Origin of the sequence: Cobetia sp. 1AS1 (assembly GCF_029846435.1) — a bacterium.
Lineage (GTDB): Bacteria > Pseudomonadota > Gammaproteobacteria > Pseudomonadales > Halomonadaceae > Cobetia > Cobetia amphilecti.
The window spans coordinates 777,664-791,680 of sequence record NZ_JARWKU010000001.1; the positions used below are offsets into that span (position 1 = coordinate 777,664).

Annotated in this window: 11 protein-coding genes; 7 read left to right on the forward strand and 4 right to left on the reverse strand. The window is 59.8% G+C overall.

Annotation, left to right across the window (positions count from 1 at the left end):
- Nucleotides 1-87 precede the first annotated feature (87 nt).
- The 3 genes from QD280_RS03315 to QD280_RS03325 are packed head-to-tail and all read left to right on the forward strand — an operon-like array spanning nt 88 to nt 2,696.
- Nucleotides 88-654 carry a TRAP transporter small permease gene (locus QD280_RS03315; RefSeq protein ID WP_279838313.1) on the forward strand — a complete coding sequence of 189 codons (567 nt, stop codon included), beginning with the start codon at nt 88-90 and terminating at the stop codon, nt 652-654.
- Nucleotides 651-1,928, forward strand: coding sequence for a TRAP transporter large permease (locus tag QD280_RS03320; protein ID WP_279838314.1), 1,278 nt, complete (start codon nt 651-653; stop codon nt 1,926-1,928). The genes QD280_RS03315 and QD280_RS03320 overlap by 4 nt, the downstream gene beginning before the upstream one ends.
- Before the next feature lie 6 nt (nt 1,929-1,934).
- Entirely contained in the window at nt 1,935-2,696 is a 762-nt protein-coding gene (locus QD280_RS03325) for a M15 family metallopeptidase (RefSeq protein WP_192838144.1), read from the forward strand.
- A gap of 125 nt (nt 2,697-2,821) precedes the next feature.
- Here QD280_RS03325 and QD280_RS03330 read toward each other — a convergent pair whose 3' ends face one another.
- Both QD280_RS03330 and QD280_RS03335 read right to left on the reverse strand, forming a co-directional pair.
- The gene (locus QD280_RS03330; RefSeq protein ID WP_213114113.1) at nt 2,822-4,099 is read right to left on the reverse strand and encodes a Zn-dependent hydrolase; all 1,278 of its coding nucleotides are present in this window, start codon (nt 4,097-4,099) and stop codon (nt 2,822-2,824) included.
- A 123-nt stretch (nt 4,100-4,222) separates the two neighbouring features.
- On the reverse strand, nt 4,223-5,059 hold the full coding sequence (locus QD280_RS03335) for an FCD domain-containing protein (RefSeq protein WP_279838315.1): 837 nt from the start codon (nt 5,057-5,059) through the stop codon (nt 4,223-4,225).
- Between the two features lie 230 nt (nt 5,060-5,289).
- Here QD280_RS03335 and QD280_RS03340 point away from each other — a divergent pair, with 230 nt between their 5' ends.
- Entirely contained in the window at nt 5,290-6,723 is a 1,434-nt protein-coding gene (locus QD280_RS03340; protein WP_279838316.1) for an FAD-dependent oxidoreductase, read from the forward strand.
- A gap of 94 nt (nt 6,724-6,817) precedes the next feature.
- Here QD280_RS03340 and QD280_RS03345 read toward each other — a convergent pair whose 3' ends face one another.
- Nucleotides 6,818-8,488: an SEC-C metal-binding domain-containing protein gene (locus QD280_RS03345; protein ID WP_279838317.1), complete on the reverse strand. Its 1,671-nt coding sequence runs from the start codon at nt 8,486-8,488 to the stop codon at nt 6,818-6,820.
- 214 nt (nt 8,489-8,702) lie between these two features.
- Nucleotides 8,703-9,860: an alpha-hydroxy acid oxidase gene (locus QD280_RS03350; protein ID WP_279838318.1), complete on the reverse strand. Its 1,158-nt coding sequence runs from the start codon at nt 9,858-9,860 to the stop codon at nt 8,703-8,705.
- A 258-nt stretch (nt 9,861-10,118) separates the two neighbouring features.
- Between QD280_RS03350 and QD280_RS03355 the strand changes: the two genes are divergently transcribed.
- Genes QD280_RS03355 through QD280_RS03365 form a run of 3 tightly spaced genes read left to right on the forward strand, consistent with a single transcriptional unit; the run spans nt 10,119 to nt 14,015 of the window.
- Complete coding sequence (locus QD280_RS03355) at nt 10,119-11,930, forward strand: aminoglycoside phosphotransferase family protein (protein ID WP_279838319.1); 1,812 nt, start codon at nt 10,119-10,121, stop codon at nt 11,928-11,930.
- Nucleotides 11,923-12,825 carry a GAK system ATP-grasp enzyme gene (locus QD280_RS03360; RefSeq protein WP_279838320.1) on the forward strand — a complete coding sequence of 301 codons (903 nt, stop codon included), beginning with the start codon at nt 11,923-11,925 and terminating at the stop codon, nt 12,823-12,825. The genes QD280_RS03355 and QD280_RS03360 overlap by 8 nt, the downstream gene beginning before the upstream one ends.
- On the forward strand, nt 12,822-14,015 hold the full coding sequence (locus tag QD280_RS03365) for an HprK-related kinase B (RefSeq protein ID WP_279838321.1): 1,194 nt from the start codon (nt 12,822-12,824) through the stop codon (nt 14,013-14,015). Before QD280_RS03360 ends, QD280_RS03365 begins: the two co-directional genes overlap by 4 nt.
- The last annotated feature ends 2 nt before the right edge of the window (nt 14,016-14,017 follow it).

Here is a 14,017-nt window from a genome sequence, read left to right on the forward strand (position 1 = left end):
GCGGTACCCGGTGCCCGGGCAATGACAGTCCGGGCATCGAGGCTCTGAATTTCCCTCCTTGCTGGTGGATTGCGGTAAATGACTTCCATGACTCCTTCACGACAGCCTTCCCTGCGGGAAGGCCTGCTGCTTGCCTGTGGCCGCGTGACACTGGCGATAGCGGCAGTACTGCTGGCTTCCACGGTGCTGATCATGCTTTACGGCGTGGTGATGCGCTATGTACTGGGCGGCGCGCCCATCTGGGTCGATGAGCTGACCCGCTATCTCATCATCGCCAGTGTCATGCTGGCGATCGGCGTCGTCTGGGCAGAAGGGGCGCACATGCGCGTGGCGCTGCTGGAACGGCGTCTGCCTCCGCGTATGGCCAAGGCGCTGATCCATTATCAGTGGTGGCTGACGCTCGTGCTGATGGCGGGCGCGACCTGGATGACCTGGCACTACGCCATGTCGGCGAGCATGTTCCGCACCATGGGACTGGGCGTCAGCCGCAGCGTGCCGATGCTATCGATGCCGATCGGCTTCGCGCTGATCACGCTGCAGGTCCTGCTGCATGGCCCACGGCCGCTGACATCCCCGACGCATGAGATCTCGCCGGACGAGGAGGTCGACGAGCCTGCGACACACGATGACAGGACAGGAGGGCCACGCACATGATCTGGGCAATGTTGGCCATCTTCGTCGTGCACGTGCTGCTGGGCCTGCCGCTGTTTCTCTCCCTGCTCGTCACCGCCGTGACCGGCTTTCTGTTCGTCGATATTTCGATGCTGGAGCGCCTCGGGCCGCAGCAGTTCTTCGGCGGCATCAATGCCTTCTCGCTGATGGCGATTCCGCTGTTCATTCTCGCCGGCAACCTGATGAACATCAGTGGCCTGACCGAACGCCTCATGCGCCTGGCACGCCTGATGGTCGGACATCTGCGCGGTGGCATGGGCCATGTCAACGTCGTCTCCAGCGTGTTCTTCGCTGGCGTCAATGGCTCGGCGGTCGCCGATACCTCCGCGCTGGGCTCGCTACTGGTGCCGGCCATGCGCAAGGAGGGCTATTCGACTTCCTTTGCCGCAGGTCTGACGGCGGGCAGCTCGTTGATCGGGCCGATCATCCCGCCCAGCATCTTCATGATCCTCTACGCCTCGCTCACCAACACCTCCGTGGGCAGCCTGTTCCTGGCCGGTGTCGTACCCGGTCTGGTGCTGGCGGTGGCATTCATGGCGATGAATGCCTGGTATGCCCGGCGTCATGGTCTGCAGGCACGTGGCCAGGCACCGGCGCGTCGCGAAGTGATCGCGGCGATCATCGGGGCACTGCCGGCACTGGTGGCACCGGTAATCATCGTCTCCGGCATCGTGCTGGGCATCGTGACCCCGACCGAATCCGGCGCCTTGATCGTGGCCTATGTGCTGCTCTGCGGCTTGTGCCAGGGACCGCTCAAGCTTGTCGATGTGTGGGGTGCCATCAAGGACACGGCCCGCCTGACCAGCGCCATCTTCGTGATCATGGCGGTGTCGTCCATCGTCAGCTGGCTGCTGTCCTATGCCCAGGTGCCCAATCAGTTCGTGGCATTGCTGACGCCCTATATCGACAGCCCGATCCTGATCCTGTTGCTGCTCAGCGCCATCACCTTCGTCACCGGCATGTTCATGGAGGAAGTCTCGGCCTTGATGCTATTGACGCCGATCTTCGTGCCCGTGGCCATGGCCGCCGGCATCGACCCCGTGCACCTGGGGGTCATCATCACGCTCAATATCACCATCGCGTTGATCACGCCGCCGATGGGCGCCTGCGTGTTCGTGGCCGCCGCGGTCAGCAAGCTCGAGATCACCTCGCTGTTTCGCACTATCTGGCCGTTCGTGCTGGTGGCGGTCGCGGTGCTGCTGATGCTGATCATCTTCCCGCCTCTTACCCTGTGGTTGCCGACCCTGTCTGGATAACAACTCATGACGTCAACATTGAATCGCCCAATTCCCCCCATCCCGAGTCATGACGAGCCGGACTGGACGCAGGTCACCCGAATCCCCGTGAAGGGATGTGGCAGTACTCTGGTGCCGACCAGCCTCGGGCCGTCATGCCTGAAGGTCTATCCCGCCTACGCGCGCCTCGGTATCCCCGGGGCGGTCAATGAATGTCTGGTGCGGCGCGCGGTGTATCAGCGCCTGTTGCAGGCCGCGCGCGCCTTGCCGCAAGGGCTGTCGTTGGTGGTGATGGATGGCTGGCGTCCCTGGCGGGTGCAGCAGTATCTGTTCGAGACGCTGTATCAGTCGCTCAAGACGCATGACCCTGAGCTGGATGAGGCCCAGCTGCTGGCGCGTACGCGCGAATTCGTCTCGCTGCCCAGCCGTGACCCGGACGCGCCGAGTCCACATCTCACCGGCGGCGCCGTCGATGTCACCCTGTGTGACGCCGATGGCTTGCTGCTCGAGATGGGGACGCTGTTTGACGAGGCGACACCCGAGTCCCACGCGGATCATTTCGAGCGTCATCCCCCTGCCAGCGATACGCCCCAGGCCGAGGCACGCGACAACCGGCGTCTGCTCTATCACGTCATGACCGAGGCCGGTTTCACCAATCTGCCCAGCGAATGGTGGCACTTCGATTTCGGTGATCAGCTCTGGGCCTGGTACCGCGGCGAGCCCGAGGCGCTGTTCGGCCCGGCGGAGATGGACAGCATCGAGAGTCTCTGGAAACGCTCACTGGCGTGAAGGTGTCAGAGCATGCCTGACAGCCGCTGGCCTGCAAGACATGAAGCCCCGCTCGATGACTTATCGAGCGGGGCTTTCGTTTCAGCAGCTTATGCGATCAGCGTTCGGCGGGCCGTGCCTGATGCTCAGCTGACGATCTCGGCCTGATCGAGCATCGCATGGAAGAGCACGTTGCAGCCGGCGTGCAGGTCCTTGGGCGCGGCATTCTCGATCTCGTTGTGGCTGATGCCGCCTTCGCAGGGCACGAAGATCATGCCGGCGGGGGCGATACGGCCCATGAAGATGGCGTCGTGGCCGGCGCCGCTGACGATGTCGAGATGCGAGTAGCCGAGCTGGCTGGCGGCATTGCGCACCGCGTTCACGCAGTTGTCGGCGAAGTGTTCCGGCACGAAGTCGGCGGTGGGGGTGAGCTCGTAGGTCAGACGATGCCGCTGACTGACGGCTTCGACGACTTCTTTCAGCTCCGCGACCATTGCGGTGAGGGAGTCGGGTTCCAGCGAGCGCAGGTCGATGGTCATGTTGACCTGCCCGGGGATGACGTTGCGCGAGCCCGGGTGGACCTGCATCACACCCACGGTACCGCGACCGTGCGGCGCGTGATCGATGGCGATGCGATTGACGGCGACGGTGATCTCGGCCGCGCCAAGCATGGCGTCCTGGCGCAGTGACATGGGCGTGGGGCCCGCGTGCGCCTCCTGACCGGTCAGGGTCAGATCGAACCAGCGCTGGCCCAGCGCGCCCATCACCACGCCGATGGTGGTCTCTTCATCTTCCAGAATCGGGCCCTGCTCGATGTGGCTCTCGAAGAAGGCGCGTACGTTCTCGCGGGGGATCTCATCACTGCCGCGATAGCCGATGGAATCCAGTGCCTCACCGGCGGTCACGCCGTCGCTGTCCTTCTGGGCGAGCATCTCATGCAGTGACAACTGGCCGGTATGCACGCCGGACCCCATCATGCAGGGCGCGAAGCGACAGCCTTCTTCATTGGTCCAGACCACCACTTCCACCGGGCAGCGGGTCTTGATGTCGTGCTGGTTGAGGCTGCGCAGGACCTCAAGCCCGGCCATCACCCCGAAGCAGCCATCGAACTTGCCGCCGGTCGGCTGGGTGTCGATGTGGCTGCCGGTCATCACCGCCGGCGCGTCCGGATCGGTGCCGGCGCGGCGCGCGAAGATGTTGCCGATGGCATCGATACGGATCGTGCAACCCTCGGCCTTGCACCACTGAATGAAGAGGTCACGCGCCTGGCGGTCCAGCTCGGTCAGCGCCTGGCGGTTGACGCCGCCCTTGGGCGTGGCGCCCAGCTCGGCCAGGGTCATCAGTGATTGCCACAGGCGATCGCTGTCGGTGCGCAGCTCGCTCAGGGTATTCGCGGGCGATGTGTCCATCTGGGCAGTGGTCATCGGCTTCATCCTCTCGTGGATATTGTTGTTGTGCTTCCGGTTCCGCTCTCGGTTCTGCTCTTGTATCAATTGCGCTCTTGTTTTGGGCTCCGCTCCTGTTTCGGTCCAGGCTTCGGCTTCTGGTCAGGCTCTACTGTCGGCCATCAGCTGCGCGGGGGTGACGAGCAACTGGTCGGCCATTTCCACCTCGAGTGCCGTCATGTGGTGCTCGGCATCCTGCATGTGTTCTGTCATGAGCTGTCTGACCTGCTCATGGTCCTCGTGGCGAAACGCCGTGATCAGGCCCGAGTGGTAATGCTGATTGGCCTGGTCGAACTGCTTGCGTTCCGGCAGGTAGGCCTTCTTGATGACGACCAGCTCATGCAGCATGTCGTTGAGAAACTGGCACATGAAGCTGAGCAGCGGGTTGGGGCAGGCACGGGCCAGCACCTGATGGAATTCGATTTCCAGAAAGCGCTGGCGCCGCTGGTCCTCTTCCTGTGGCTGGTGGCAACTGCAGTCATGGACATTGTTCTCGAGCGCCACCAGGTCTTCTTCGCTGAGCAGGCCCACCACCGAGACCGCCATCTCGACTTCCAGCAGTCGGCGTAGCTGATAGACCTGGGCGCCATTGAGCGTCTTGAAATGCAGGAAGCTCCTCAGCATGCGGCTGGCCGGTTCCATGCTTGGCGCATTGAGCACGGCGCCGCCATTGGGCCCCGTCTTCAGGGTGATCAAGCCCTCGACCTCGAGAATCTTGAGGGCTTCGCGCAGCGTGCCCTTGGCGCAGCCGTACTGGGTCATCAGCGCCTTCTCGTTGGGCAGCCGGTCGCCTTCGCTCAACCCATCGCGCACGATGCTGCGCCTCAGGTCATCACTGATCAGCTCGGCCAGCTTCTGCCGCTTGGGCAGGTGGGCGCCGGAGGCGTTGGCACTGGTGCTGGCACGTGAAGTGTCCAGGGGGGAGGGCGATGTCGGCATGCGATGTCCTGAGCGGCAGCGAGTCAGTTATATTTATTCGTATAAATAAGCTTTAGTCGCGGACTCGAGCGCTGTCAAACCCCAAGGTGGCCTCAAACGTTGCGCAGGCGATCACGCCAATGATGCGTCGCATCAAAGGCTGCGCATTGGCGAAGTCATGCGTGTCAGTCTTGAAAAGCGCCTGGTCTGACATAAGGTTTCTATATTCGACCCCGCTAAAGGAGGCCCCTATGGAAACGCATGATCCTCAGCGAACGCGCGACGCCGATATCGTCATCGTCGGTGGCGGTGCCGGCGGACTGGAGCTGGCGGTTCGCCTTGCCAAGGCAGGCCACAAGGACGTCTTGCTGATAGACCGCGACACCAGTCACGTATGGAAGCCACGACTGCATGAGATCGCGGCGGGCCTCGGGCGGCGACAGGTCGATGAGCTGGGGTATGCCGGTCTGGCCGAGCAGTGGGGGTTCCGTTATGAGTGCGGCACACTCGAAAGCGTGGACCCTGAACAGCGCCAGATCACCCTGGCCGCGATCCCGGGCAGGGAAGATCACGCGAGCGCCGAGGTGCCGGCGCGCGTCAGGGGCTATCGTCAGCTGGTGCTGGCCCTGGGCGGTGTGACGCCGGACATGGGGGTCGAGGGTGTGCTGGAGCATGCCTGCCTGCTGGATTCCCCCGACGATGCCGAGCGCATCGCCCAGCAGTTCTCGCGTGGCCTGCTGGCCAACCATGTGGCGATGGAAACAGCACCGACAGGCAATGCTGGTGTGTCAGCCAGCCAGGGCGGCGCTCAGGTTGGCACTGAGGGAGGCACGCAAGATAGTGCCAAGGATTCCCCGGGGCGGCCGTATCAGGTGGTGATCGTCGGCTCCGGCGCCACCGGTGTCGAACTGGCCGCCTATCTGCATGAGGCGCGTGGCATGCATGACGCCCCTGCACCCAAGGGCGCGAAGGTCGAGATCACGATTCTCGAGGCCACCGAGACCTTCATGCCCGGTGTCTCACAGGAACTGCGCGAGTCGATCCATCAGCGACTCGAGGAGCAGGGCATCAAGATCGAACTGTCGCGTCAGGTCGCCAAGGTGTCCCCCGGCAGTGTCGAGATCAGTGAAGGCGACGAGTCGGTGACGCGGGACGCGGATCTGGTGGTCTGGGCGGCAGGACGTGTCGGGCCTGCCATCGTCGAGGAAATCGACGCCCTGGAAAGCAACAAGAAGCGTCAATTCACGGTGACGCCCGGGTTGCAATGCCTCGGCCACGACAGCATCTTCGCGCTGGGCGATTGTGCCAACCTCGATGAGGCACCGCTGCCGCCCACCGCTCAGGTGGCCAGCGAGCAGGCCGAGTTTCTCGCCGATGAACTGCCGCGTCGCCAGCAGGGTGAGCCGGCTCAGGCCTTCGAGTTCAAGGACCGCGGTACCTTGCTGTCACTTTCCAGCGCCGGCAGCGTCGGTGAGCTCAGCGGCAAGTTGAGTGACAAGCTGGGCAATGCCCAGGGCAGCAAGGGCAATGATGATCTGCAGGTGAGAGGACGTTTCGCGCGTGCCGCCTATCAAGGGCTGCAGCGCCAGCACCAGTTCCTGCTGCTGGGGCCGCTGAAGGGCTCCGCCGAGGTGGTCAGCGACGTGCTGCGTCGTAGCATGGGGCCGCGTCTCAAGGTGCACTGAGGCTTTTGTTAGTAGTAATATATATTTTTGTTGTTTTAACTATTATGCTACGCACACAAAATATAATTTGTATGCGTAGTATTTTCGTGGCAATTCAGTTCCCATGGCAGCGTTTATATTTATTCCCGGAACCGCATGGGCAAGCTTCATTCCGCCCAACTTTTTTTGAGCTATTGGCGAGATTTAGAGTGTTTTGTTTCATTATGGATAAATTGTTCTTCTGACGTGGTGGAGCCTGTTTTATACATGCTTCTCGAAGCAGTTTTTCAGAAATTTCATCAGGACTTAAACTCTGCATTTGTATGATGTGGGCAATTTCCATTATTCTTGCTTGCTTATTTTTACAAGGCGTGAAGCTCTTGTTAAATAAGCATGATGCGATTATGTCCGCGAACTGCAGTTTTTCATCTGGTCCATTTTTACTCAATCTTTCGCGCAATGTTGAAACAATTACCTTTGATGTATCTAGGCAACTTCTTTTCAGCATTTGTGTGTCATCATCGCTTTTAATATGTTCGTAGCAAAGTTGTAAATAATTTGCAGCTTCCATCAGGTCTTCTGTGGTAATGTTTCTTTTGTATTGTATTATTTTGGCTAATGCAAGTGATGATCTACATATAAAATCATCATAATCAAGAAGGTTTATGTATAAAGAGACTGCATATTCAATGGTGTGATTTTCTACCAGTCCATTAGAGATGCATTCAGCAAAGGAGTATTCAGCATCAGGGTAATTTTGTTCTACTGCTTCTTTTAGCCACTTTAGTGCTTTAGTATCATTTTGCTCTAATCCAGATCCCTCTCTATATAGTATAAATAGGTTATATTGTGCTCGAGGATAACCATGTTTAGCCGCGCCTAATGTAAGTGTCGCTGCTAGTTCGCTATCTTTTTCTCCCCCAGTACCTGTTGCATACATTTCGCCCAGCATAGACATTGCTTTAGGCTGTTGAAGGTCCGCTCCACGCTGTAATAATTCTCGAGCATAGTGAGGGTCGTTGTTAGTGATAGCACTGCTCGCACAGTACAATATTGCCTCTGGGTGGTCTTCAGTAGCCGCTCTTAATATATAGTTTTTGCCAATAAATTTTTTTTCGTTATCCTTGTGATTGGCAATATAAACACCATATTCGTACATGCAGTTAACTTGCCCGGCTTCTGCTCCTTGCTTAAACAAAAAAACAGCTTGTTCGATATCCTTCTGAGCAGACCAGCCATAACCATCTTCTAAAAAAATGTTATCTTCTTCTGTCAGTTTTATTGCCTTCTCCTTGAAGTATACTCCTGCCTTATAGATCATCTCTTCATTTCTATCAATCATGGCTCCTTTACACATTTCTTCAAACGCATTAGTTTTTGATTCTTCTATGACATAAACAGGATTTATAGAGTGTTTCAAAGAGTAGAGGTGTTCTATTAAGCTTCTGGCCGACCCTAAAGACTCTACAGTTAATGTAGAAAAGTCCGGTTTCTTTTCCTTGGGTAAATAGTCTTCTGGGTGTGCAGCTTTATTACCATTGCGTTGCAGTGTTTTTAAATGCTGGGTTAGAGAATGACTCAGCATTCTATTTTCTTTAAGATAATGGATTTTACTAGAAAGATTGAGTTTTGCTAAATCATTGTCTAGTGCATCACAAAACACAGAAGCAAGGCTTCTAAGATAGGTGATGGATAGTGCGGGCGCAGTTGAGCTAAATTCTTTAGCAGTTTTGTACAGGTCTCCTATGCTAGGTGAGACATTGTTTGCTAACTCTATATCATTCATATTTGGGTCGCTGATATGTATTGTATTGGTATGATAGTTGTTAGGCGCAGTTGGTCATTTGTATAAGTTCAAAAGGCGCCTGTTTATTAGCTAGATATATCAGGCAAGAGCTATTTTGACTGCTCTTGCCTAGAGATATGGTGATTTACGACTCTACTTTTGTCAGTAAAAGTGTTTTTTGTAAAAATTTTGAGATTTAATATCGAAGAATAAACTATCCCTTTGCCACCGGATAGGTGCCGGGCCTGAGAATTCGCGTGTCCACGTCGTGGATATCACGCAGTCCGCACAGGGCCAGCGTGGTGTCGAGTTCCTTGTGGATGATCTCCAGGGACATGGTCACGCCTTGTTCGCCCATGGCGCCGAGCCCATAGAGGAAGGCGCGACCCAGATAGACGCCCTTGGCACCCATCGCCACCGCCTTGAGCACATCCTGTCCGGAGCGGATGCCGCCGTCCATGTGGACCTCTGTTCTGTCGCCGACTGCCGCGAGAATGTCCGGCAGGGCGGAGATGGAGGAGGCGGCACCATCCAGCTGACGTCCGCCGTGGTTGGAGACGATCACCGCATCGGCGCCTGCCTGCACGGCCAGCTCGGCATCTTCCGGTTCCATGATGCCCTTGATGATCAGCTTGCCGCCCCAGCGGTCCTTGATCCACTTGATGTCGTCCCAGCTCAGGCTCGGATCGAACTGGCTGGCGGTCCACTTCGAGAGGGAGCTCAGGTTCTCGGCATCCTTCACGTGGCCGGCGATATTGCCGAAGGTGTGGCGCCTGGTCTTGAGCATGCCGGCGCACCAGCGCCACTTGGTGGCCAGGTCGAGCACGGTTGCTAGGGTAGGGTGAGGGGGCACGCTCAGGCCGTTGATCAGGTCCTTGTGGCGCTGGCCGATGATCTGCAGGTCAGCGGTGAGTACCAGCGCGGAACACTCGGCGGCCTTGGCGCGATCGATCAGTCGTCCGATGTAATCCTTGTCGCGCATCACGTAAAGTTGGAACCAGAAGGGCCGTGAGCTGACCGACGCGACGTCCTCGATGGAACAGATGCTCATGGTCGAGAGCGTGAAGGGGATACCGAAGTCACTCGCCGCGCGCGCGGCCAGCATCTCGCCATCGGCATGCTGCATGCCGGTCAGGCCAGTCGGCGCGATCGCCACCGGCATGGCCACCTCCTCGCCCAGCATCTTCGTGCGCAGAGTGCGATTGTCCATGTCGACCATCACCCGTTGGCGCAGCCCGATCGCGGCGAAGTCGGCCTCGTTGGCCCGATAGGTGGACTCCGTCCACGAGCCGGAATCGGCATAGTCGTAGAACATCTTCGGCACGCGGCGTTTCGCCAGGCGTTGCAGGTCATTGATGCAGGTGATGGTCATGCGGGTCTCCATCCGTGGTGGGTCGCGCGGGGGCTGGCAGGGTCGCTTGCGCTACTTTCACCGAATCCGGTCTTGTCCAGCTATAGGCGATACGTCTAGGGGGAAGCGTTCGGGTGGTGGAATTCAATGAAAAAACCGCGCTCCAGCCCGGCCGACCACCCACAAGACAGTCGATTCCTCCAGCGCGTGTCGCGGATTGTCATCTTTGCGTGGAATACTATGGCATTGGGATGATTTCCGAGTGGATGGAGAGATGGCATGGATCAGGCCTGGCCTGAAAGCACGCGCGACAACCTTCGATTTCTGTGTTCGGAAGTGGATAGCCAATATGGCTGGCTGCAGGCGTTCGTGTCCGCGCCGACGGCGGCCATGGCGCGCAAGCTGCTGGAGCGCCAGGGGTACGCCGAGAACCTCTGCCAGCGTATCGAACAGGCATGCCCTGAAGCCCGAAACCACAAGCGCTCGCACGCGCGGGCCCGCTTCCAGCAGAGCCTGGTCGAGGTCGCCAGTGGTCTGGCACGGCTCAGTGAGCTGGCGCGCAGTTGTCTGGAGCAGCTGATTCGCGTCGATGATGTCCAGCTGGTCGATGATGTCGTGCTGGTCAAGTCGCTGCGCCGTGTGCGTCGCGGCATTCTGCGCAGCGAGATGTCGCTGGAGAACGGCTCCCTGTCCCTGGCCCTGAAGCTCGCGCGCAGTCGCGAGAAGCTGAAGCGGGACAGTGAAGGCCGCATTCGGGCACTCACCGGCCAGCTCAAGAAGAAGAGCGCTCCCGCCGAAGACCTGACACACCTGCTGTTCGTGGCCCGGGAAATCAGCCAGATGGGCGAGGTGCTGGGGCAGCTGGGTGAGGCGGTCATCTCGGCAACCCTCGGTCAGTCACTCAACTTCGAGCGCTATGCCTCGCTGACCCACCTGGTCAATGAACTCGGTGATGGCAGTCAGACGGCGGGCGAGATGCGCGTCGACACCCTGGCCGAGACACGTTCCGGCAGCCGGATCTCGGGGATTGCCAGCGAGAAGCCCAGTGAGAGGGCTGTTGAGAAGGTCAGTGACAAGGGCAATGACAAGGGCAAGCCGGCCAACGACAAGCAACAGGGCAGCAAGTCAAAGGACCGCAAGACTGACGCGAGCAAGTCCAAGGGCAGCAAATCCAGGGACCGCAAGCCAACCGGTGATCTGCCGCTGACCTCGCCGGAGTATCTGGCCATCTTCAAGGATGGCCTGGGGCGCAAGGTCGAGGAGGAGCGTCAGGGCGTCGAGCGCTGGCACGACATCTATCCCGGCATCGCGCCCCGCATCCTCTCGCATCATCAGCAGGGCGACAGCGCGGCACTCTTGATCGAGCATCTGCCGGGCATGACCCTCGAGCATCTGTTGATCAACGAATCGTCACGCCTCAATCGTACCGCCCAGCAGGCGCTGGTTGAGACGCTACACTCGGTGTGGACCACCACCCGCCGCGACAAGCCGGTCACTGCAGGGCACATGCGCCAGCTGCTCAAGCGGCTGAGTGATGTCTATCAGATCCATCCGGAATTTCGCCACTGCGGTGCCTCGCTGTGTGGGCGCGAGATGCCCTCGCTGGAAGCGTTGATCGAGCAGGCCGCAGGTCTGGAACGTTCGCTCGAGGCTCCCTTCGCCGTCTATATCCACGGCGATTTCAATGTCGACAACATCCTCTTCGATCCGGCGAAGCAGAGCATCCGCTTCATCGATCTTCACCGCTCGGCTTATCAGGACTATGTGCAGGACGTGTCCGTGCACATGGTGTCCCATTACCGCCTGCAATTGACGGATGCGGCGCTGCGGGCTCGTATTCTGGCGCTGGCCCTGAGTTTCGGTCAGCAGATGCGTCGCTTTGCCCATGAGCAGGGCGATACCACCTTTGAATGGCGTCTGGCACTTGGCCTGGCGCGCTCCTTTGCCACCTCGACACGTTTCATCCTCGATGCCGGGCTGGCAGGGCGCATGTTCAACCGCGCACGCTTTATACTCGAGCATGTGCTTGGCGCCGACCCTGAACGGCCGGCCGATTACCGTATTCCCCTGGAGGAGTTGTTCGTTGACTGATTTCAAGATTGGCGTCGTGGGTATTCCCGGCAAGTGGTCGACCGAAGTGCTGGCGGATGCCATCGAAGCACGGACGGGCTTTCGTCTCGTGATCGACATGGCGGCCGTCTCGCTGGACCTGACCCGCAACTGCCTCGAATTCCGTGACTCTGCCGGGGTGCGCCATGACCTGACCGAGCTGGACGCCCTGATCGTCAAGAAGATCAGCGCGGAATATTCCCCGGGCAGCCTGGACCGCATGGAGCTGCTGCGCGTCGCCGAAGCCAGGGGCGTGCGCGTCTTCAGCAGCGCGGAAAGCATGATTCGCCTGATCGACCGTCTGAGCTGCACCGTCACGCTAGCCAATGCCGACATCCCGATGCCGGCCACGCTGGTCACCGAAGACGTGGCGGCGGCCTGCGAGGCCGTCAAGCGCTTCAAGGCCGCCGTCTTCAAGCCGCTTTTCTCCACCAAGGCACGGGGCATGTGCATCATCGAGGACACCGGCGATGATGCCGCGCTGGAAGCTGCCGTGCGTGAGTTCGCCGCCGAGCACCCGATGATGTATCTGCAGCAGCGCCTCGACCTGCCGGGGCAGGATTACGGCATGGTCTTCGTCGGTGGCCGTTATCTGTGCAGCTACGCCCGTGTCAGTGGGGGCGATGCCTGGAATACCACCATCCACGCCGGTGGCAAGTACGCGCCCTTCGAGCCCTCCGAGGAGCTGATCACCTTGGCGCAGCGTGCCCAGGAGCCGTTCATGCTCGACTTCACCACCGTCGATGTCGCGCTGACCGACGATGGCCCGATCATCTTCGAAGTCTCGGCCTTCGGCGGCTTTCGCGGTGCGCTGGAAGGCGCCGGTGTCGATGCGGCCACCGCCTATCTTGATCACGTGATGGAGTGTCTGGCATGAGCGCGACGACCTGTGACAGCCCGGCCAACCTTGCCACGCTGCCCTTTGCAGAGTGGACGGCCGCCGCCTGCTTCACGGCGCTGACGCCGTCGCGCCAGTGCCTGAGTGAGGCGCTGCTGTTCGAGGTGGATGACTTCCGCCTGTGCGTGATGACGGACATGCCACGGCTGCTGCAACGTCTGGCGACATATTTTCGCCATTGCGCGCGCATCGTGGCGCTCGACAATGTGCCGATAGAAGTCAAGATCGTACATGTGCTCAAGGCACCGGTACTCAAGGACACGCCATTGGCAGCGAGGCTCGGCATCGTGCCCGAGGCCTTCGTCGATTGGATGCCGGAACCTGGCAAGACACGCCGCAAGGACGCCATCATCGACCTGGCCGACGGGCGCCTGATCCACAAGGTGCGCACGGGCATGGCCTTTCTGCGCAGCAACGACCACAACCTGGCGTTCGGGCCCTGTGAAGACAACGAGAGCCAGGTGATCAACTTCCTGCTCAATCTGCACATGTCGCATCTGCAGCAGAATGACGGCTTGATCTGTCACGCCTCGGCGCTGTCGAAGGGCGATCGCGCGGTGGCCATCGCCGCCTTCTCGGGCGGCGGCAAGTCCACCACCATGGTGAAGGCGCTCGACAATCCCGAGTTCGACTTCATCAGCAATGACCGGCTGTTCCTGGACCGGCCGGGGCGGGAGGGAACATTGCGAGCCCGCGGCGTCGCCAAGTTGCCTCGCATCAATCCCGGCACCATGCTCAACAATCCGCGTCTGCGCCCGCTGCTGAACCCCGCGCGTATCGCAGGCTATGAAGCGATGCCGCCAGAAGCGCTGTGGGATCTCGAAGAGAAGCACGATCTGATCATCGAGGACGTCTACGGGCCCGGGCGTATCCGCGCCAGCGGCGAGCTTGCGGCCATGGTGATACTCAACTGGACGCGCGGCAGCGAGGCACCGCTCGAGGTGCGCGAGGTCGAGGTCAGCCGCAGCGAAGCGCTGATGCGCGCGGTGATGAAGACACCGGGGCCCTTCCACCAGCAGCGGGATGGCCGTTTCGTGCCCAATGGCGCAAGCCTTGATCCCGCGCCGTATCTGGAGCGCCTGGCGGGAACCCGCGTGCTTGAGGTGACCGGGCGCGTGGACTTCGCTGCGCTGGTCGAGAACCACCTGACCCCCTTGCTGGAGGCTTGAAC

Excerpts from the sequence above, each read along its gene's own strand:
- QD280_RS03345 (WP_279838317.1), bottom strand. The coding sequence starts at position 8,488 with ATGAATGATATAGAGTTAGCAAACAATGTCTCACCTAGCATAGGAGAC.
- QD280_RS03320 (WP_279838314.1), top strand. The coding sequence starts at position 651 with ATGATCTGGGCAATGTTGGCCATCTTCGTCGTGCACGTGCTGCTGGGC.
- QD280_RS03350 (WP_279838318.1), bottom strand. The coding sequence starts at position 9,860 with ATGACCATCACCTGCATCAATGACCTGCAACGCCTGGCGAAACGCCGC.
- QD280_RS03325 (WP_192838144.1), top strand. The coding sequence starts at position 1,935 with ATGACGTCAACATTGAATCGCCCAATTCCCCCCATCCCGAGTCATGAC.
- QD280_RS03365 (WP_279838321.1), top strand. The coding sequence starts at position 12,822 with ATGAGCGCGACGACCTGTGACAGCCCGGCCAACCTTGCCACGCTGCCC.
- QD280_RS03315 (WP_279838313.1), top strand. The coding sequence starts at position 88 with ATGACTCCTTCACGACAGCCTTCCCTGCGGGAAGGCCTGCTGCTTGCC.
- QD280_RS03335 (WP_279838315.1), bottom strand. The coding sequence starts at position 5,059 with ATGCCGACATCGCCCTCCCCCCTGGACACTTCACGTGCCAGCACCAGT.
- QD280_RS03355 (WP_279838319.1), top strand. The coding sequence starts at position 10,119 with ATGGATCAGGCCTGGCCTGAAAGCACGCGCGACAACCTTCGATTTCTG.
- QD280_RS03330 (WP_213114113.1), bottom strand. The coding sequence starts at position 4,099 with ATGACCACTGCCCAGATGGACACATCGCCCGCGAATACCCTGAGCGAG.
- QD280_RS03340 (WP_279838316.1), top strand. The coding sequence starts at position 5,290 with ATGGAAACGCATGATCCTCAGCGAACGCGCGACGCCGATATCGTCATC.